This is a genomic window from Acidimicrobiales bacterium (assembly GCA_016794585.1).
GTDB lineage: Bacteria > Actinomycetota > Acidimicrobiia > Acidimicrobiales > DATDAH01 > JAEUJM01.
The window spans coordinates 240,429-259,297 of record JAEUJM010000001.1 but is presented as its reverse complement, the minus strand read 5'-3'; the positions used below and the strand labels follow the sequence as shown (position 1 = coordinate 259,297).

Genomic DNA, 18,869 nt, shown 5'->3' with positions numbered 1-18,869 from the left:
CTACCGGTTGTCGCCCAGCCGGAACAGGTAGGTCTGCAAGGCCAGGGGCACCGACAGGACGAGGCTGCGCATCGGGTCGACGAGGCCGGGCGCACGGTCGACGCACAACCACGACCGGTAGTCGTCCTGACCCCAACGGCCCTCGGCGTGCTCCTCGGTGATCCTCCCGATCTCCTGCTTGGTGGCGCGGTCGATCAGCACGGCGGACTGGAACGATCCGCTGAAGTTGGCCACGTCCACCTTCACCTTCAGCAGCTTCTCCCCCTCGACCGCGAAGGTCCACGTGAGGTCGAGCGCGGCCGTGAAGGTCGCCCGAGTGGCCCAGACCTTGCCGAGGTGGTCGGTCAGATCGATCCCCATCACGTTGCGGCCGAAGGCCACGTCGCCGCTGCGCTTGCCGGGTTGCCGGCGACCGAGACGGGTGACCGCCCCCATGACGGCTCCGTCGTCCAGGCCCCACATCGTGGCCCGGTTGGCGCGTCGCCAGACCCGGGCCACCTTCTCCCCTGCGGCGTCCCGGACCGCCCACCAGTCCGGAGGGGTGCTGCCCCCGCCGCCGGAGAAGAACCGCAGGTGGGTGCGGTCGAGGATGGCGTCGGCCTGTGTGGACCGCGGCGTCGGGGCCTTGGCGGCGGCCGCGGCTGCCGCCACGACGGGGGCGCCGGGCGCAGGAGGCAAGGGGTCGGTGCCGACCGTGTTGCCGTCGGCCACTTGATCGGTCCACGAGGCGCCGTCCCACCAGCGGAACTGGTGGCGGCCGCCGGGGTCCGGGTGCCACCCTGCGGCGGTCATCGGTGCATCGGGGTCGTGGCTCGCACGGCGGGATGGTACCCACCGCGACCCCTGGTCTCCGGGCTCGTGGCCCCGTAATCTCTGCGCACTTCCCCTCACCGACCGCGGTCCTCCGGACCCCGACGTGAGGAGGCGCCCGTGCGCCACCAGTCCCTGCTCCTGTCGCGCCTGGCCCTGCGCCGACGCCCGCTCGTCTACTGGTGCACCACCGTGCTGGCGGCCGCCGCCGCGGCCCTGCTCGTCGGCGGACTGACCGCGCGGGCTGAGGCCGCCGCGGCCCGCTACGGCGGCCTTCGACCCGTGGTCGTGGTCGACGGCCCGGTCGACACCGGCGAGTCGGTCGACACCGGCGACGTGCGCGTCGAACAGGTGCCACGGGCCTTCGTTCCCGAGGGGGCACTCTCGTCGGTGCCGGACGGGCGGACCGCCCTGGGCCCGCTCTACCCCGGTGAGGTGCTCCTGGCCGAGCGGCTTGCCCCTGACGGGGTGCACGGGGTGGCCGCCCTCCTGCCCGACGGCACACGGGCCATGGCCGTGCCCGCGGGGCCGGCGGCACTACGGGTGCGCACCGGCGACGTCGTCGACGTGCTCGCCACCGCCCCCGACGGCACCAGCGAGGTGGTGGCCGACGCCGCCACCGTGGTCGATGCCGGCGACGCCACGACGACGGTGGCGGTGCGCGTGAGCGACGCCCCGGCGGTCGCCACCGCCCTCACCCAGGCCACGGTGACGCTGGCCTTGGCCGCACCCGGCTGAGGGTGCCGGCGATCGACGGGTTCAGCGGCCGCCGAGGGACACGTCGTCGACGACCAGGGTGGCGCTGCCGGTGCCACCGGGGAGCCACTCGAGGTCGTTGCCCACAGCGGTCACGCCGAGCAGCAGGCGCTGGAGCGTGGAGCCCAGGGTCACCTCGCGCACCGGCTCGGCCAGCGCGCCGTCGCGGATGAGCAGGCCCTCGACGCCCACCGAGAAGTCCCCGCTCACGGCGTTCACCCCGGAGTGCACGCCGCTGAGAGACTGCACCAGGACGCCGCGGTCGATGCCGGCGATCAGCTCGTCGGGGCTGCGGTCGCCGGGGAGCACCGACAGCGCCTGGCACCCGACGCCCGGGGTACTGCGGGCGCCCCGCACGCCCGAGCCGGTCGAGGCCGCCCCCGCTCGTCGGCCGGTGTAGCTGTTGTGCAGGAAGTGGTCGAGGACACCGGCGGCGATGAGGACGTTGCGCCGACAGGCCAGGCCCTCGCCGTCGTGGGGGTCGGCGGCCATCGACCGGGCGTCGGTCGGGTCGTCGACCAGGGTGAGCACCGGTGCGGCGATGGCCTCGCCCATCCGGTCGGCGAAGGGCGAGCGGCCCTTCAGGACCCGCTCGCCGGTCAGCGTGCCGCCGGCGATGGCGAGCAGGGTGGCGGCGGTGCGGGGGTCGAACACCACGGTGAGGCGCTGGGACTCGGTGGGCGAGGCCCCCAGCATCCGGGTGGCGCGGTCGACGGCGTCGGCGGCCACCTGGGCGAGGTCGAGCTCGCCCGGCTCACGGCCGACGTCCACGCCGCCGCCGATCTGGGTCTCGTCGCCGTCGGTCGCCAGGGCCGACGCGGAGACGCTGCAGCTGGTGCTGCGTCCGGCCACGGCGACGCCGGTGGTGGAAGCCACCGCCGCCGCCCCCGACCCGTCGGCGTAGCCCGCGCTGCGCACGGAGCGCACCCGGGGGTCGAGGCCCGTGACCCGGCGCTCGAGCTCGAGGGCCAGGTCGACCTTCGCCTCGGGGGCGAGGTCGAACAGCGCCGGGTGCCACAGATCCTGCTCGACGGCCTCGACGCCGTCGGGCTCGGCCAGGCCGTTCCACTCGTCGGGCTCGCCGAAGGCCACGTTGTCCCGGGCCTCGGTCAGTGTGTCGGCCACGACGTCGGGGGCGAGTGAGCCGGCATGGGCGAAGCCCTGGCGCTGGTCGCGGATGATGCGGATGCCGAGCCCGAACGACTCGGCGGAGGTGAACGACTCGACCTCGCCGCCGTAGGCCTTCACCGAGGTGCCTCGGCGGCGGGCCACGATGCACTCGAGCTGCTCGCCGGCCTGGGCCTGGTCGACCACCGACCGCGCCAGCGCGAGCAGTTCGTCAGTCTCGTCCCTCACGCTCCGGAGATGGTGACGTCGCCGATGACGAGGCTGACGCCGGCGGCGCTCATGGGCAGCCACTCGAGGTCGGCGCCGACGGCGACCACGTCGCCCAGCATCTTCTGGATGGTGGAGGCGATGGTGAACTCGCGCAGGGGCTCGCCCACCGCACCGCCGGCGATGCGCAGGCCCTCGGCGCCGGTGGAGAAGTCACCGCTCACCGGGTTGACGCCCGAGTGCAGGCCGGAGACCGACTGCACGAGGATGCCGTCGCCCACCTGGGCGATGAGCGCCTCCTGGCTGAGGTCACCGGGGAGCAGGGAGACGGCCTGGCAGCCGGCACCGGGCGTGCTCTTGAAGCCGCCCCGGATGGCCGAGCCCGTGGACGCCGTCCCCGAGCGCCGGCCCGTGTAGGTGTTGTGCACGAACTGGCGCAGCGTGCCGTCCTCGATGAGGACGTTGCGGCGGGTGGCGAGGCCCTCGCCGTCGGTCTCGCCCGCGGTGAAGGCCCGGGGATCGGTGGGGTCGTCCACCAGGGTGAGCTGGGAGGCGCCGACGGTCTCGCCGATGCGGTCGGCGAAGAGCGACCGGCCCTTCAGCACGGCCTCGCCGCTGAGGGTGGAGCCGAGGATGGCGAGGAACTGCGCGGTGACGTACGGGTCGAAGACGACCGTGACCCGACCGCTGGCGGGCTTGGTGGCGCCGAGCAGGCGGGTGGCCCGGTCGGCGGCGTCGGCCGCGGCCTTGGCCACGTCGAGGTCGGACGGCTCGCGACCCACCGAGAAGCCGAAGCCCGTCTGGGTGTCGCCGTCCTCTTCGGCGAGGACGTAGGCCGCGACGTAGCAGGCCGTCTCGCGCCCGCTGGTGCGGATGCCGGTGCTGGTGACCACCGCCATGTCGCCGACGGAGTCGACGTACTCGGCCGACTCGACGCCGGTGATGCGGGCGTCGGCGGCCTTGACCACGGCCTCGAGCTGCTGGGCCAACGAGATCTTGTCGTCGGTCGGGACCGAGAGCAGGCCCTCGCGGTAGAGGTTCAGTTCGGCCACGGCCACCCCGTCGGGCTCGGCCAGGCCGTTGAACTCGTCGGGCTCGCCGAAGGCGGCGTTGTCCCGCGCCTCGGCCACCGTCTCCGCCAGCACGTCGTCGTCCAGGGTTCCGGCGTAGGCGAAGCCCTGGCGGCCGTCGACGATGACCCGCACGCCGACGCCTTGGGACTGGGCCGACGAGAAGGACTCGATCTCGCCCTCGTAGACCCGGACCTCGGTGTCGCTCGAGCGCAGGACCACCGCCTCGACCTGCTCGCCCCCCTGGGCGAGGGCGACGACCCGGTCGCCGACCTCCAGCAGCTCGGAGCCGCCCCCGGCCGTCATGTGTCCCGCTCCTGGCGACTGCGCCCACTTCCCGTTCGGCCACTCGGGCGGCGGGCCGCTCGGGCCCCGGCCCCCTCCGTCGGCCTCATGCCGCGGTGCCGCCGACGGTGAGGGCGGTGACCCGCAGGGTGGGCACGCCGTCGCCGACGGGCACACCCTGGCCGTCCTTGCCGCACATGCCCGGCGAGCCCATGGCGAAGTCGTTGCCGAGGGCGTCGATGCGGGTGAGCACCTCGGGGCCGTTGCCGATGAGGTTGCCCTCGCGGATGGGGTCGGTGACCTTGCCGTCCTCGATCAGGTAGGCCTCGGTCATCCCGAACACGAAGTCGCCGGTGGCGGTGTTGACCTGGCCGCCGCCGAGCTGGGCCACGTACACGCCCTTGTCGGTGCCGGCGATGATGTCGTCGGGCTCGGTGTCGCCGTTGGTGATGACGGTGTTGGTCATCCGCACCATGGGCAGGTGCTGGTAGCTCTGGCGCCGGCCGTTGCCCGAGCTGAGGCGCCCCTCCTTACGGGCCCGGAGGAAGTCCCACATGTAGTCGGTGAGCACGCCGTCCTCGATCAGCGTGTTGCGCTGGGCGGGGCGACCCTCGTCATCGACCGCGAAGCACCCCCACTCGCCGGCGATGGTGCCGTCGTCCACCAGGGTGATGAGCGGGCTGGCCACCTGCTCGCCGACCTTGCCCTTGAAGGCGCTGGCGCTCTTGCCCACGAGGTCGGCCTCGAGACCGTGGCCGCAGGCCTCGTGGAAGAGCACGCCGCCGCCGCCCTTGCCGATGACGACGGGCAGGGTGCCGCTGGGGGCAGGCTTGGCGTTCAGCTTGGTGAGGGCCCGCTCGGCGGCGCGGCGGGCGAGGTCCTCGACGTCGTACTGGTCGAAGAGCTCGAAGCCGATCGTGTGGCCGATACTCTCCCGGCCGGTCTGCATGCCGGTGTCGCCGAAGGCCACGCAGGAGACCGAGAAGAGGGTCTTCACCTGGTCGTCGCCCGTGAGCAGTCCGTCGCTGTTGGCGATGAGGATCTTGCGGCGGCTGTCGCCGTAGCGGGCCATGACCTGGGTGATGGCCGAGCCCTGCGAGCGGGCGACCTGGTCGGCGCGGGTGAGCAGCTCGACCTTGGTGGCCTTGGCGACGTCCTCGGGCGCCACGGACACGTCGTTGGGGCGGGGGGCGGTGTGGCGGGTGAGGTCGACGACCTCGGTGCCGCCCGAGCCGCCCCGGGCCGCCGCCGCGGCGGCCTCGGCAGCCGTGCGCAGGCCGTCCTCGCTGAGATCGGCGGTGTGGGCGAACCCGGTGGTCTCACCCACGACCACGCGGATGCCGGCGCCGCGGTCACGCCCGCTCGTGAGCTCTTCCACCTTGCCGTCGTCGAGCACCGCCGACGACGAGCGCTTGTCCTCCACGAAGATCTCCGCCCATTCGCCGCCCGTGCGGAGCGCGGCTCCGAGCGTCCGTTGGATCACTGCTTCGTCGAGCACGTGTGCCTCCACTGGCCCTGGCGGTAAAGGGCTGCTTATCGTACCGGCGTGCCTCTGCATCCGGGACTGTCCGCCGAGGTGGAGCTGACCGTCACCGACGCCGACACGGCTCTCGCCATCGGATCGGGCACGGTGCCCGTCCTGGCCACCCCGCGAGTGGTGGCGCTGTGCGAGGAGACCTCGGTCAAGGCGGTCGAGGACGACCTCGCCCCGGGCACCACGACGGTGGGCATGCGGGTGCAGCTCGACCATCTCGCCCCCACCCCCGTGGGTCAGACCGTCTCCTGCGAGGCGACGCTCGAGAGCATGGCCGGCCGGCGGGTCACCTTCACGGTGTCGGTCAACGACGCCCGCGGCCTCGTCGCCGCCGGCAAGATCACCCGGGTCATCGTCGACACCGACCGCTTCCTCGAGAAGGCCAACGGCTCCTAGCTCGTTCGCTCGCGTCGCCGGCGCCGGACGACGAGACCGGCACCGACCAGGACCCCCACCCCCGCCACCACGACGACCGGGATCCACCAGGTCGACGAACCGGCCTCGGCGGGCTGCTCCGCGGCGGGCTCGACGATGCCGCTCGGTCCCGCGGCGACCCGGGCCGGCGCCGGGCGGTCGGTGACCCTCGCCGGCCGATCGGCGAGGAAGACCGGGTTGGCGATGGTCGTGAGGGACTCGGCGTCGAAGGTCTCGATGCCCCAGAAGGTGCCCAGTGGACCCTCGTCGGCGGTGCGATCGGCGGTGAAGGTGTGGTCGAAGACCTGGTCGTCGATGGGCACGACATCGACCTCCTCGCCGTTGCGCAGCACCCGCAGGGACTGACCGTCGCCGTTGCGGACCGTCAGCGTGACCTCGGCGGTGTCGGCCACGAGGGTGTCGCCGAACATGGCGGTCGTGCCGTCCGGGGCGGTGGCGGTGAGCACGAGGGTGGGGCTGTCGGCCACCCCCCGGGCCTGGACGTAGGCGTGGCCCGCTTCGATCGCATCGATGAGAGCCGGCCGCGACAGCTGCTCGGCGTAGACCTGGGTAGCGGTGGCGCCGTAGTGGTCGCCCTCCTTGTCGTCCGAGCCCGACACCGCGGTGATGCGGTGACCCGCCAGCAGGTAGGACTCCCATTCATCGACCGACGTCTGCACGAACGGGTTGGCGAAGCCCCCCTCGCCGGGGCCCACCGGCTCGAAGTCGCCGTCGAGCAGAGCGCCGGTGTTCACGACCTCGTAGGTGTCCACCCGGTCGAGGTCGATCTGGTCCTCCAGGGTGAACTCGCATCCCCGGCACAGCTCCTCGCCGCCCTCACCCGGGAAGATCGTCGGGTGCGCGAGGCCGAACAGGGCGCCATCGGCGAAGGTGCCCCGCTGGATCTCGCCCAACGTGGTCCCGTCGTGGCCGACCCGGTACTCGATCTCGCCCGGCGTCTCACCGAGCACGATGGCGTGGCCGCCGTAGGTGATGACTTCGCGGCCGGGCCAGAGCAACACGTCGGGGTTGGCCCGCTGGGTGGCGCCCAGCTCGGTCCAGTGCGCCGGCGTGACGTACTCGGTGACCGGGACGAAGTCGAGGCCCGCGGCCCGTGCGAAGTCGACCATCTCCTGGCCGGCGGGGCCCTCCGGGTTCGAGTGGAAGGCGTGCAGGTGGAAGTCGCCGGCGTACCAGGCGTCCCCGTCGTCGATCACCGCCTCCGGGTCGACGGGGTCGCGCACCACGGGCGGCCCCTCGTCGGCGTCGGTACAGGTGACGGTGACCTCGTACGCCACCCCACCCGGGGCGATGAAGCCGGCGCCGAGCTCGACGTGCCACGTTCCGGGCTCGATCGGCCCGGGGACGTACCCCCGCTCGGCCTCGGCGGCCGTGATGAAGACCGGGTCCTGGCCGCGGGCGGTGAGCCCCTGACGGCTGCCCGACCACCCCCGGAAGGCCTCGGGACCCGAGGTGCCGTCGGCGTCCCAGATCCCCAGGTCGAGCACCGACCGGGTGTCGCCGCCGGCGCCGGGCTCGACGTCCTCCCACTCGTAGCCCACCTCCACCCGGGTCGTCCCCTCGGCGACGTCCACCGGGAGCAGCGTGTAGGTCTCGGCGGCGCTCACCGGCAGTTCGCCGGTGAGCACGACCGGATCGCCGGCGGCGGCGCAGGCCGGCGCCTCCGCCCCGGCCCGTCCCATCGCGGCGACGCACAGGACCGCGACGAGCCCGACCGTCGTGCGCCCCCGCGTCATGCGGCGAGTCTCGCGCCCTTTGGGCCCTCCCCCGACTCGAGCCAGCCGTGCAGCGGCGAAAACCCGCGAAGAGCGAGGCCGGCCGTGTCTCGATCTCACCCTTCGTGCCGGTCACGTCCTCCGCCACCGAACCCGAGGCAATAGCGCGCGCTAGGCGCGCGCTATTGCCTCGACTATCGAATCTCGCGTCGATCTGACCGCAGACGGTGAGTATTCGTCAGCGCACGACCTGGTGGGCACCAGGGACCGAGACCGGCGAGGCCCTCGCCTCCGTCCTCGCGCCTTTGCGACCTCGCCGCCACAGCGCGTGAAGTGGCGGAGACCAGAAGCGCGCCCGCCGCTACCCCAGGTTCGAGGTGCGGGGGTACTGGTCGGCCGGGTCCGTCAGCACGTTGACCAGGTACGGCACGCCGGCAGCGAAGGCGCGGTCGAGGGCCGGCCCGATGTCCTCGGCCCGCTCGACCACCTCGCCGGCGCCGCCGAGGGCGGTGACGACCTGGTCGTACCGACAGCCCGGCTGGAGGTCGGCGGCGACGTCGTAGCCGTAGAGCATCTGCATCGGGTGCTTCTCGAGGCCCCAGATGCCGTTGTTGCCCATGACCATGACGACCGGCAGCTCGTGGCGCACGAGGGTGTCGACGTCCATCAGCGAGAAACCCGCCGCGCCGTCGCCGAGCAACACGACCACTTGGCGGTCCGGGTGGGTGACTCGGGCGGCGATGGCGTAGCCCATGCCGGTGCCGAGACAGCCGTAGGGGCCGGGGTCCATCCAGCAGCCGGGCTCGTACGAGTCGATGTACTTGCCGGCGTAGGAGACGAAGTCGCCGCCGTCGCAGACCACGACGGCGTCGCGGTCCAGGCGGGCGCGCAGCTCGCCGTAGATGCGGGTCGGCTTGATCGGCCCGACATCGGCCGCCAGCAGCGGCGCGTCCTGCGCCAGGGCGGCGTCCTCGGCGTCGCGCAGGCGGGCGATCCACGGCTCGTGGTTCGCGACGCCGCCGGCGCCGGCCGCGCTCGACCAGTCGGCGAAGGCGGTGAGGATGGTGGTGAGGTCGCCTGCGGGGGACACCGCCGCCTGCACGTGGGTGGCCCGGCCCTCGGGCGAGTCGACCACGTGGACCACCTCGGCGTCGCCGAACGACCCGAACGAGATGCGGAAGTCCAGCGGCGTGCCGATCACGACCACGACGTCGGCCTCGGCCTTGAGCAGGCCCCGGGTGCGACTGAAGGCCAACTCGTGGTCCGCCGGCAGGCAGCCCCGCCCCAGCCCGTTCACGAAGGTGGGCACCCGCAGGCCCTCGACGAAGGCCCGCAGCGCGTCCCAGGCGCCGCCCCAGTACACGTCGCTGCCGGCGATGACCGCAGGCCGCTCGGCCGAGGCGATCAGCGCGGCGGCCTTGGCCACGTCGGCCGGATCGGGCTCGATGCCGGCCGGGACGACGGCGTCGGGCACCTCGCCCTCGCCCTCGCCGAACACGACGTCGAGGGGGAGGTCGAGGAACACGGGACCCTGGTGCGGTGTGAGCGCGGTGACCACGGCGTCGTGGACGTCGCGCCCCATGGACGCGGTGTCGGTGATGGTCGCGGCGTGCTTGGTGATGGGCGCCAGCACCGGCACGTGGTCGAACTCCTGCAACGAGCCGGCGCCCCAGCGGGCCTGGGGGGCGCGCCCGCCCAGCACGACGAGGGGCGACCCGTTGAACATGGCGGTGGTGACCGCCGAGACCCCGTTGGTGACACCGGGGCCCGCGGTCAGCACGGCGACACCCGGCTTGCGGGTGAGCTTGGCCACACCCTCGGCGGCGAAGGTGGCCGTCTGCTCGTGGCGGACGTCGAGGATGCGCACGTCGCCGGCCTTCACCGCGGCGTCGTAGAGCGGGAAGATGTGCCCGCCGGAGAGGGTGAAGAGGGTGTCGACCCCGTAAGGCGTGAGGGCGCCGAGGGCGAGCTCGCCGCCGTGGCCCTTCATGCCCCCTGCTCGTCGAGGAAGGCGAAGAGGAACTTCTCCCACACCTCGGGGTTCTCGAACTGCGGGGAGTGGCCGGCGGCGGGCACCACCTCGAGGCGGGCGGGGCCGATGGCCTCGGCGAGGCGTTGCGACGGGGCGATGAAGGGGAGGTCCTCCTCGCCCACCAACACGAGGGTGGGCATGGCGAAGGACCGGATGTCGTCGAGGCGGTCGTGGTCCGACATCAGCTCGGTGCCCATGGCCGCGTACATGGCCGCGGACGAGGCCCGCAGCTTGCGCTCGCCGAAGGCGGCGTGGTCGGGGTTGGCGTCGATCAGCCGCTGGTAGGCGTCGGTGTAGAGCGGCCCCTCGATCTGGGTGAGCACGTCGGCGAGGGCGTCGATGCCCTCGGTGCGCACGAGGGTGAGCCCCCACGCCGCCAGCTCGGCGTCGAGCTCGACGGTGCCGTGGCCGGTGTCCATCAGCACCAAGGACTCGATGCGCTCGGGGGCGGCGAGGGCCACGTGCTGGGCGATCATGCCGCCCATCGAGTGGCCGAGCAGGTGGAAGCGGTCCCATCCCAGGGCGTCGACGAGGGCCAGCGCGTCGGCGGCGAACTGCTCGAGCGAGTAGGCGGCCTCGTCGGCGGGCTTGGAGCTGTCGCCGTGGCCCCGGTGGTCGGGGGCGACCGCGTGGTACCCGCGGGCGGCGAGGGTGTCGAGCCAGGGGGTGAAGTCCTCCTTGGCCCCGGTGAAGCCGTGCAGGAGGAGGAACGGGTGCCCGCCCTGGCCGGACTCGGCGACCGCGAGCGTCACCTCCCCCACCGTGATCATGCGTACGTCCACAGCCAGCCTCCCGGTCGAGCGATCGTGGCTCGCGGGGAAGTGTAGGAGGGTTCGCTAGGGGCGATTCAGTCCACGGGAACCACCTGGAACCCCGTCGGGACCGGATCGCACTCCGCCGGCGCAGTGATCGTCACGTCGACTCCGAAGTCGAACCAGTCCATGATCGTGGTCATGGCTGGCACCTCGATGCCGTCGACGTCCATGGCGGTGGTGGCGACCTGCATGCGGCGCACGAGGCCGTCGCGGTCGACGAACACGTCGACCGCTTGCTCCGCCTCCAGGAATGACCGCGGTAGCTCGGCGTACATCTGCTCGAGCGCGTCGGCCTGCGCCTCCGGCATCACGCCGATGGCATCACGAAGCGTGTACGACGCGGCGTAGCGAGTCGTGGCCACCCCGCGCACGTCATGGGCACCGACTTCCTCCACGTCCCCGTCGATGGCCCGCAGTTGGGCGACGAAGCTGCTGGGATCCATGGCACCGCCGCCCGCTCCGCCGAACGAGTCGAGCGCATCGTCGAGATCAAGTTGACGACAGCCCACCCCGTCGGTCGTGACAAAGGCGATCCCGTCCACCACGACCTCCTCGAGCGGAGCGATCCCTGGCCCGAGGTCCATCACCAGGCGCACCGACCGGCCCTGATCGGTGAACTCGCCGGTGGCGCGGATGGGCGCAACCGGTTCGGCGCCGACCGCTCCCGTGTCGTAGGTGACGACGAGCTCGTATCGGCCGCTCTCGACTGCGCCAGTGCGCTCGACGGTGTCGGCCAGAAGCGCCACGGGCTCGGCATCCCCCAGGTCGGCCGGGAGGGGCCCCGTGGTGGTGGGAGAGGACCCGTCGTCGGTCGGTGGCGCCGTCGCGGTCGTCGCCACGGGCGCGGCCTCCTCGCCCGGTCGGGCCTCGACGCCGGCGCCGCACGCGGTCGCCGACAGCGCCAACGCCGCCCCCAGTCCCAGCACGATCGTCCTGCGCCTCATCCGGCGACCTCCTCCGGTCATGGCCCCATCGGCGACGAGCCACGCGCGCTTGAGGGTCGGCGGGGCCGCCCCGGACGTACACTTTCGCGTTACCGCAGTGGGGTTGACGAGGACCGGTGGCGAAGTGTTGGACGAGGACGACCCCAAACCGAAGCAGCGCCGCTGGGTGATGCCCGTGCGGATCCTGGCCAGCATCGCCATGTTGGCCTTCCTCTTCTCGCGCATCCCCGACTTCAGCCTCCACGAGCTGGTCCCCGACCCCACCCCGGCCACCTTCGCCTGGCTCGCGGGCGCGGTCACCTTGACCTTCGCCTCGATCGTCATGTCGGCGGTGCGGTGGCAACAGGTGCTCCACGCCCTCGGCCTGGAGGGCCCTCTCGCCCACCTCGTGCGGTACTACTTCGCCGGACAGTTCGTCTCGAACGCGCTGCCCAGCACCATCGGGGGCGACGTCGTGCGCGTGTCGAGGCTGTCCCGCGAGAACGGCGAGAGCCCCGGCACCTTCGCCTCGGTGGTGCTCGAGCGCCTCACCGGCTGGGTGGTGCTGCCGGTCATCACCATGGTGGGGCTGCTCCTCAACCCCGGCCTCCGCGACCTCGGCGCCGCCACCAGGGTGGCACTCGCCGTCGCCGTGGGCACCCTGGTGGGCCTCGTGATCCTCCTCGTCGCCGTGGGCAACCAACACGTGGGGGGCCGCTTCGCGGACCGCGACGGCTGGCGACGCTTCGCCGGCTCGGTGCACCTCGGCCTCGACCGCCTCCGACGCCAGCCCGGCGCCGCCGCCCACGTCCTGCTCGCGGCCTTCGGCTACCAGCTCGTGCTCGTGTGCGCCGCCCTCATGGCGTCCTACGCCATCGGCATCGGCAACGAGGTCGGCTTCACCGCGCTGCTGGTGTTCCTGCCCGCGGTGCTCATCGCCCAGGTCCTGCCCATCGGCATCTCGGGCCTCGGCATCCGCGAGGGCGCCTTCGTGCTCTTCCTCCAGCCGCTCGGCGTCCCCGCCCACAGCGCCATCGCCTTCGGCCTGCTCCTCTACCTGCTGACGCTCGTCGCCAGCCTGGCCGGTGCGCCGTCGTTCGCCTTCGGTGGCCCCAAGTCCCGCCGTCGCGGCGCGCGGGTGGGGGCGGCCACGTGAGCGAGACCACGGCCGCCTCCGCCGCCGAGAGCCAGGCCGTCCGCGACCGCATCGGCCTGCGCTGGTGGCGCGAGGGCCTGTACGTCCTCGGCTTCTACTTCGTCTACTCGTTCATCCGGAACCGGTTCGGGTCGGCCAGCGTGGGCATCGAGCACGCCTTCAACAACGCCGAGACGGTCATCGCCATCGAGCGGGCCGTGGGCCTGTACCACGAGGAGGGCATCCAGGACCTCTTCATCTCCAACAAGCTCTTCATGCAGTTCTGGAACGTCTTCTACGGCACCTTCCACTTCCTCGTGACCATCTTCGCCATGGTGTTCACGTACCGCCGCTTCCCCGCCCGGTACCCGCTGTGGCGCAACACCCTCGCCTTCACCACCGGCCTCGCGCTGATCGGCTTCAGCCTCTTCCCCCTCATGCCACCGCGCCTGCTCGACAGCTGCGGGCCCTACGGGGCGTGCGCCGACTTCGGCTTCGTGGACTCGCTGGCCCAGTTCGGCGGCCTGTGGTCGTTCGACTCGGGGGCCATGCAGAAGGTGTCCAACCAGTTCGCGGCCATGCCCAGCCTGCACTTCGCCTGGTCCATGTGGTGCTTCCTCGTGCTCTACCGCTACGTGAAGTCGCCCGTCGCCAAGGTGCTGGTCGCGGCCTACCCGTGGCTCACCCTGTTCGCCATCATGGTCACCGCCAACCACTACTGGCTCGACGCTGTCGGCGGGGCGCTCATCCTGGCCGTCGGGTACCTGCTGGGCTCGGGCCTGACCCGCTTCAACGACCGGCGCCGCGAGCAGCGCCGGCCGGCCCCCGCCATCGTGGATGCCGAGCGCCCCGTGTAGCGTGCAGGGCACATGCTCGAACAGATCCAGGGGCCGGCCGACCTGCGGTCGCTCTCCTACGAACAGCTCGACGCGTTGGCTGCGGAGATCCGCACCTTCATCGTCGACGCCATCGACACCGCCGGCAGTGGTCACCTGGGCTCGAACCTCGGGGCGGTCGAGCTCACGCTGGCCCTGCACCGGGTCTTCGACTCCCCGCACGACCTGATCCTCTGGGACACCGGCCACCAGGCCTATGTCCACAAGATCGTCACCGGCCGCCAGGGGGGCTTCTCCACCCTGCGCAAGGCCGGCGGCATGTCGGGCTACCCCAGCCGGGCCGAGTCCGAGCACGACTGGGTCGAGAACAGCCACGCCTCCACGGTGCTGTCGTACGCCCACGGCCTCGCGGCCGCCCGCGACGCCGGCACCCTCGGGGACGGCGACGGCGAGGGTCGCCGCCAGATCGTGGCCGTGATCGGCGACGGGTCGATGACCGGCGGCATGGCCTTCGAGGGCCTCAACAACCTGGGCCACAGCGGCCGCAACGTCATCATCATCCTCAACGACAACGGCCGCTCGTACGCCCCCACCGTGTCCCGGCTCGGCGAGAGCCTCGCCCGCCTCCGCCTCAACCCGTCCTACCTGCGCCGCCAGGCCAAGGTCGAGCGCATGCTCCACGACCTGCCGCTCGTGGGCGAGCGCGTCGAGCGAGCGGTCGAAGCCACCAAGGCGGCCGTGCGCGAGATGTGGGAGCCCCCCGCCTTCTTCGAGAACCTCGGGGTGCGCTATTCCGGCCCGTTCGACGGCCACGACATCGAGGGCCTCGAGTCCGCTCTGCGCAACGCCGCCGAGCTCGACGACGGCCCCGTGGTCGTGCACGTCGTCACCCAGAAGGGCAAGGGTCACGAGCCCGCCGAGAGCGACACCATCAAGCACCTCCACGACATCGGTGGCGTGAAGCCGGGCAGCTACACCGCGGCGTTCACCGACGCCCTCATCAAGGAGGCCGACGAGCGCCCCGAGCTGGTGGCCATCACCGCGGCCATGCCCGACTCCACCGGCCTCCTCCCGTTCAGCGAGCGCTTCCCCGGCCGGTGCGTCGACGTCGGCATCGCCGAGCAGCACGCCGTCACCATGGCTGCGGGCATGGCGATGGGCGGGATGCGCCCGGTGTGCGCCATCTACTCCACCTTCTTGTCGCGCGCCTTCGACCAGCTCAACCTCGACGTCGGCCTGCACGGGGTCCCCGTGGTCTTCTGCCTCGACCGTGCCGGCATCACCGGTGACGACGGGCCCTCGCACCACGGCATCCTCGACATGGTGCTGTGCACCAAGGTGCCCGGCCTGACCATGTTCGCCCCGTCCTCCTACCAGGAGCTCGGGGTCATGTTGCACGACGCCCTCGAGATCACCGACGGCCCGGTCGTCATCCGCTGGGCCAAGACCGCCGCCCCCAGCGTCACGCCGGACCAGGTGGGCCACGGCCTGCACGCCCGGAAGGTGCGCAGCGGCGAGGGCGTGTGCCTCGTCGGGGTCGGCAAGATGCTCGGCGCGTGCGAGGCGGCCGCCGAGGAGTTGGCGGCCGAGGGCATCGACGCGACGGTCTGGGACCCCCGCGTGGTGAAGCCCCTCGACCCCGAGCTCGTGGCCGACGCCGCCGGCCACCGTCTGGTGGTCTCGGTGGAGGACGGCCTGCGCGACGGTGGCATCGGCTCGGCCCTCGCCGATCAGGTGGGCGAACGGTCGCTGGGCCGCGGTGCGCCGGTGGTGCGGGTGCTGGGTGTGCCCGCCACCTACCTCGCCCACGGCAAGCCCGACGCCATCCTGGCCGACCTGGGCCTCGACGCCGCCGGCGTCGCCGCCGAGGTCCGGCGCTGCCTGACCGCCCTGGGCTAACGGGCTCGCCTACGCACCCCGTACGCGACAGAGCCCGGGAGCTGCCGTTTCGGCGCTTCCCGGGCTCTTCCCCCCTGTCGCCCCCACTTGGAGTAATCCACAGGGTAGCGCGTGACATCGGTCACGTCGAGGGCGGGCGTCAGATCTCGGTCACACGCCCGTCACACGGGCCGGCGGCGGATCAGTAGAAGGGGTTGGCGCCGGCGGTGTGGTCGGTGGCGTCCTCGACCCGGGTGATCTCGGGGATGGCCTCGAGGATGGCCGCCTCGATGCCTTCACGGAGGGTCACCGCGCTGACCGCGCAGCCCTGGCAGCCGCCGCCCATGGTGACGTAGGCGACGTCGTCGTTCACGCCCTCGAGCTTGGCGTAGCCGCCGTGGGCGGCGAGGGCGGGGTTGACCGACTGGTCGAGGAGCTGGTTGATGCGCTCGGGCACGTCGCCGGACAGGTCGAGCTCGATGCCGGCGAGGGGGTTGGGGCGGTTCGGGTTGCGCATCACGAGGCCCTCGCTGCCGTTGCGGGGCAGGTCGAGGGTGGCGCCGCGGAGGCGTTCGATGCTGCCGGCGGGGACGATGACGGGCAGGCCGCCCTGGTGCACCACCGAGTCGCCGGCGGTGGGGTCGGCGTCGGCGACCGGGTCGAACGAGAGGTCGTAGGTGAACTCGACGCCGGCGGTGCCGGTGATCTCGACCCGGAGCCCGAGGGTGGCGCCGTCCTCCTCGGCCGCCCGCAGGGCCAGCACCTGCTCGAGGGCGGACTCGGTCACCGCGAGGACGATCTCCTGCTCGGTGTCGGTGGAAGTCGTGGTCTCGGCCATTCCCGCCAGGCTAGGGGCGGTCGGGTCATCCGGCACGGGGGTGGGAGCCGAAGAGGCGGTGATGGCTACGATCACGGCGATGGCGCGTCCCGCGGTGGGCGACACGGACGCCGGGCTCAGCGGTCGGCTCATCGCCGGCGACGAGACCGCGCTGGTCGAGATCTACGACCGCTTCGCGGGCTACGTCAACGGCCTCGCCCGGCGGGTGACGGCGAGCGCCAGCCTCGCCGACGACGTCACCCAGGAGGTGTTCGTCAGCCTGTGGGAGCGACCGCACGCCTTCGACCCCGAGCGGGGCTCGCTGCGCTCGTGGCTGGGGGTGCTCACGCACCGTCGCTCGGTCGACCGGGTGCGACGCGAGGCGACCGCCCGGCGCTACGAAGCCCGCCGGGCCACCGTGGCACCCACGCCCCCGGGGCCCGACACCGCCGATGCCGCAACCGGCCGCCTGCTGGCCGAGCAGGTGCGTCGCGCCGTCGCCGCACTTCCCGACGACCAGCGGCGAGCCGTCGAGCTGGCCTACTTCGGTGGCCAGACCTACGTCGAGGTCGCCGCCACCCTCGGCATCCCCGAGGGCACCGCCAAGTCCCGGTTGCGCCTGGCCATGAAGCGACTGGCCGTCGCCCTCGGACCCGAAGGGATCACCCAGTGGAACTGACCGACGGGCCGGCGCCGCCGCCCGAGCAAGCGATCCGCACCTTCGCGGCTGCGTTCGCCCGTCGTGCCCCCGGTGAGGTGGCCTCGTCCGAGCCCCTCCCGGTGTCGGCCTACCGCGCCCAGATGGACGAGCTCTCCGCCCTGCTCCTCGAGCTCGGACCGGGCGAGTGGGATGCCCCCACCCTCGCCGGCTTCACGGTCGCCGAGCTGGTCGGCCACCTGCTGGCCATCGAGGGCTACACGGCCGCCGTCCTGGACATCGCCCCACCGCCCGGGCTCACGGCCTTCGTGACCCCGGCCGGACTGGACCACGACCACCGCGGCCTCACCCTGCCCACCGTCGCCGCGCAGGCCCGGCGACCCCCCGACGAGGTGGTGGCCGAGTGGTGGGCCCGGGTCGACGCCGACGTCACCCACCTCAGCGACCTCACCCGACTCGACGAGGCTGCGCTCGACCGTCGGGTGACGTTCCACGGCTACGACTTCTCGCTGCGGTCGGTGCTCGGGGCGCGGGTGTTCGAGGTGTGGACCCACAGCGACGACATCCGACGCGCCACCGGCCGACCGCTCGTGGCCCCGGCGCCCCGCCACCTGGCCTTCATGTCCTCGCTCGCGGTCGGCGCACTCCCCCTCGGGCTCCTGCTGGCCGGCATCGACGATCCCGGCCGCACGGTGCGGGTCGTGCTGACCGGCGCCGGCGGCGGCGAGTTCGTGCAGGCCCTCACCCTCGGCGGGACGGCCGGCCATCCCGACGCCACCATCACCGCCGACGTGGTCGACTTCTGCCGGCTCGCCGCACAGCGCCTCGCCCCCGCCGAGCTCGCCCACCGGGTCGAGGGCGACGACCGGACCGCCGCCGACGTCCTCGTCGGCGCCGGCGTGTTCGCCGCCTAGCCCGCCGCGAGCCGCAGGCCGCGGTAGATCAGGGCGGGGTCGCCGAGGCGCCGGCGGAGCTCTCGCTCGAGGCCGGCGATGGGGTGCAGGTTCTGCGGGGCGCGGGGGTCCTTGTGGGCCTGGGACGCGAAGCGCGGCAGCGTGGCCGCCACCTGGTCCGCCACCGCGGCCGCGTCGGCGACAGTGCCCTCGCCGGCCACCTCGCACCGGACCACCCCGGCCCATGGGTGGCCCGCGGCCCCGGGGAGGCGGAGGTACCACGAGTAGCGGGACCAACGCAGGCTGGTGGTGACGAAGAGGGGCGTGCGCTCGCCAGGGCGCAGCGCGCCGACCACCTGGTCGAGCTCGACCGGCAGGTAGCTGACGTGGTGGGTCTTGATGTAGCCCACCGCGGCGGGAAGGGCGCCGCCGTGCCTGAGGGGGCCGTCGATCACCACGAGGTCGGCGCCCCCGGCCACCTCGGTGGCCACCTCTGCCTCGAGGTCGCCCATGCAGCGCTGGAGCGAGAGCGACAGCTGCTCGAGGTCGTCGCCGGCGACGGGCCGCAACGGGAAGGTGGCGTGGCGGGTGACCACCGGCTCGGCCTCCCGGGCGGGACAGAACAGGCCGCGCTCGACGCGGTGGTGCACGAGGGACGCTCGCCCGTCGGAGCGCACGGCTCCCGACGCGTAGGAGGCGCAGATGCCCTGGTGCACTCGACCGTCGTCGGCGGTGACCCACACCCGGGCGTCGATGCGGCGCACACCGTCCACGAAGAGCACCGAGGCGGGCGGCGCCGTGTCGGGCGCCGGCGGGCGGGGCGCCCACTCCTCGACGGGCACCTCCACGCCGAGATCGGCGGGCGTGGCGGGCTCGGCCAGCGCCCCTGGGTCGAGGGGCGCGCCGTACTCCGGGGCCCACCCCTCGATCGCGAACCGCACG

General features: G+C 72.9%; 17 protein-coding genes. 7 read left to right on the top strand and 10 right to left on the bottom strand.

The features are described 5' to 3' along the window. Entirely contained in the window at nt 1-792 is a 792-nt protein-coding gene (locus JNK12_01090) for a DUF2510 domain-containing protein (GenBank protein MBL8774487.1), read from the bottom strand. A gap of 138 nt (nt 793-930) precedes the next feature. Here JNK12_01090 and JNK12_01085 point away from each other — a divergent pair, with 138 nt between their 5' ends. Continuing rightward, entirely contained in the window at nt 931-1,548 is a 618-nt protein-coding gene (locus JNK12_01085; protein ID MBL8774486.1) for a hypothetical protein, read from the top strand. 21 nt (nt 1,549-1,569) lie between these two features. On the opposite strand, the gene JNK12_01080 is transcribed toward JNK12_01085, so the two are convergent. The 3 genes from JNK12_01080 to JNK12_01070 form a co-directional block, all read right to left on the bottom strand. Next, nucleotides 1,570-2,922, bottom strand: coding sequence for a TldD/PmbA family protein (locus JNK12_01080; GenBank protein ID MBL8774485.1), 1,353 nt, complete (start codon nt 2,920-2,922; stop codon nt 1,570-1,572). Next, nucleotides 2,919-4,277: a TldD/PmbA family protein gene (locus JNK12_01075; protein MBL8774484.1), complete on the bottom strand. Its 1,359-nt coding sequence runs from the start codon at nt 4,275-4,277 to the stop codon at nt 2,919-2,921. Before JNK12_01075 ends, JNK12_01080 begins: the two co-directional genes overlap by 4 nt. Before the next feature lie 85 nt (nt 4,278-4,362). Beyond that, complete coding sequence (locus JNK12_01070; protein MBL8774483.1) at nt 4,363-5,814, bottom strand: TldD/PmbA family protein; 1,452 nt, start codon at nt 5,812-5,814, stop codon at nt 4,363-4,365. On the opposite strand from JNK12_01070, the gene JNK12_01065 reads away from it, so the two are divergent. Further along, nucleotides 5,803-6,186 (top strand): thioesterase, encoded by a 384-nt coding sequence (locus JNK12_01065; GenBank protein MBL8774482.1) that lies wholly within the window; start codon nt 5,803-5,805, stop codon nt 6,184-6,186. The genes JNK12_01070 and JNK12_01065 overlap by 12 nt on opposite strands. Here the strand turns inward: JNK12_01065 and JNK12_01060 are convergent. The 4 genes from JNK12_01060 to JNK12_01045 all read right to left on the bottom strand — a co-directional run bounded on the left by JNK12_01060 (nt 6,183) and on the right by JNK12_01045 (nt 11,731). Beyond that, complete coding sequence (locus tag JNK12_01060; GenBank protein MBL8774481.1) at nt 6,183-7,961, bottom strand: CehA/McbA family metallohydrolase; 1,779 nt, start codon at nt 7,959-7,961, stop codon at nt 6,183-6,185. The two genes, JNK12_01065 and JNK12_01060, sit on opposite strands and share 4 nt — an antisense overlap. Before the next feature lie 340 nt (nt 7,962-8,301). Then, nucleotides 8,302-9,930, bottom strand: a complete 1,629-nt coding sequence (locus tag JNK12_01055) for an acetolactate synthase (GenBank protein ID MBL8774480.1) — start codon at nt 9,928-9,930, stop codon at nt 8,302-8,304. Then, on the bottom strand, nt 9,927-10,742 hold the full coding sequence (locus JNK12_01050; protein MBL8774479.1) for an alpha/beta hydrolase: 816 nt from the start codon (nt 10,740-10,742) through the stop codon (nt 9,927-9,929). Before JNK12_01050 ends, JNK12_01055 begins: the two co-directional genes overlap by 4 nt. Before the next feature lie 77 nt (nt 10,743-10,819). Continuing rightward, complete coding sequence (locus tag JNK12_01045; GenBank protein MBL8774478.1) at nt 10,820-11,731, bottom strand: hypothetical protein; 912 nt, start codon at nt 11,729-11,731, stop codon at nt 10,820-10,822. Nucleotides 11,732-11,855: 124 nt separating this feature from the next. Here JNK12_01045 and JNK12_01040 point away from each other — a divergent pair, with 124 nt between their 5' ends. The 3 genes from JNK12_01040 to JNK12_01030 are packed head-to-tail and all read left to right on the top strand — an operon-like array spanning nt 11,856 to nt 15,580. Next, the gene (locus JNK12_01040; protein ID MBL8774477.1) at nt 11,856-12,866 is read left to right on the top strand and encodes a flippase-like domain-containing protein; all 1,011 of its coding nucleotides are present in this window, start codon (nt 11,856-11,858) and stop codon (nt 12,864-12,866) included. Further along, nucleotides 12,863-13,702: a phosphatase PAP2 family protein gene (locus tag JNK12_01035; protein ID MBL8774476.1), complete on the top strand. Its 840-nt coding sequence runs from the start codon at nt 12,863-12,865 to the stop codon at nt 13,700-13,702. The genes JNK12_01040 and JNK12_01035 overlap by 4 nt, the downstream gene beginning before the upstream one ends. A 12-nt stretch (nt 13,703-13,714) precedes the next feature. After that, nucleotides 13,715-15,580 (top strand): 1-deoxy-D-xylulose-5-phosphate synthase, encoded by a 1,866-nt coding sequence (locus JNK12_01030; protein ID MBL8774475.1) that lies wholly within the window; start codon nt 13,715-13,717, stop codon nt 15,578-15,580. Between the two features lie 181 nt (nt 15,581-15,761). On the opposite strand, the gene JNK12_01025 is transcribed toward JNK12_01030, so the two are convergent. After that, entirely contained in the window at nt 15,762-16,397 is a 636-nt protein-coding gene (locus tag JNK12_01025; protein MBL8774474.1) for a NifU family protein, read from the bottom strand. 79 nt (nt 16,398-16,476) lie between these two features. On the opposite strand from JNK12_01025, the gene JNK12_01020 reads away from it, so the two are divergent. Together JNK12_01020 and JNK12_01015 are read left to right on the top strand one after the other, a co-directional pair. Then, entirely contained in the window at nt 16,477-17,055 is a 579-nt protein-coding gene (locus tag JNK12_01020) for a sigma-70 family RNA polymerase sigma factor (protein MBL8774473.1), read from the top strand. Then, the gene (locus JNK12_01015) at nt 17,046-17,948 is read left to right on the top strand and encodes a maleylpyruvate isomerase family mycothiol-dependent enzyme (protein MBL8774472.1); all 903 of its coding nucleotides are present in this window, start codon (nt 17,046-17,048) and stop codon (nt 17,946-17,948) included. The genes JNK12_01020 and JNK12_01015 overlap by 10 nt, the downstream gene beginning before the upstream one ends. On the opposite strand, the gene JNK12_01010 is transcribed toward JNK12_01015, so the two are convergent. Next, nucleotides 17,945-18,868 carry a hypothetical protein gene (locus tag JNK12_01010; protein ID MBL8774471.1) on the bottom strand — a complete coding sequence of 308 codons (924 nt, stop codon included), beginning with the start codon at nt 18,866-18,868 and terminating at the stop codon, nt 17,945-17,947. The two genes, JNK12_01015 and JNK12_01010, sit on opposite strands and share 4 nt — an antisense overlap. Nucleotide 18,869 lies beyond the last annotated feature (1 nt).

Bases quoted from the DNA above. Each gene is read 5' to 3' on its own strand.
- JNK12_01090 (MBL8774487.1), bottom strand. From the start codon at position 792: ATGACCGCCGCAGGGTGGCACCCGGACCCCGGCGGCCGCCACCAGTTC.
- JNK12_01075 (MBL8774484.1), bottom strand. From the start codon at position 4,277: ATGACGGCCGGGGGCGGCTCCGAGCTGCTGGAGGTCGGCGACCGGGTC.
- JNK12_01070 (MBL8774483.1), bottom strand. From the start codon at position 5,814: ATGCAGAGGCACGCCGGTACGATAAGCAGCCCTTTACCGCCAGGGCCA.
- JNK12_01060 (MBL8774481.1), bottom strand. From the start codon at position 7,961: ATGACGCGGGGGCGCACGACGGTCGGGCTCGTCGCGGTCCTGTGCGTC.
- JNK12_01055 (MBL8774480.1), bottom strand. From the start codon at position 9,930: ATGAAGGGCCACGGCGGCGAGCTCGCCCTCGGCGCCCTCACGCCTTAC.
- JNK12_01050 (MBL8774479.1), bottom strand. From the start codon at position 10,742: ATGATCACGGTGGGGGAGGTGACGCTCGCGGTCGCCGAGTCCGGCCAG.
- JNK12_01045 (MBL8774478.1), bottom strand. From the start codon at position 11,731: ATGAGGCGCAGGACGATCGTGCTGGGACTGGGGGCGGCGTTGGCGCTG.
- JNK12_01030 (MBL8774475.1), top strand. From the start codon at position 13,715: ATGCTCGAACAGATCCAGGGGCCGGCCGACCTGCGGTCGCTCTCCTAC.
- JNK12_01025 (MBL8774474.1), bottom strand. From the start codon at position 16,397: ATGGCCGAGACCACGACTTCCACCGACACCGAGCAGGAGATCGTCCTC.
- JNK12_01020 (MBL8774473.1), top strand. From the start codon at position 16,477: ATGGCGCGTCCCGCGGTGGGCGACACGGACGCCGGGCTCAGCGGTCGG.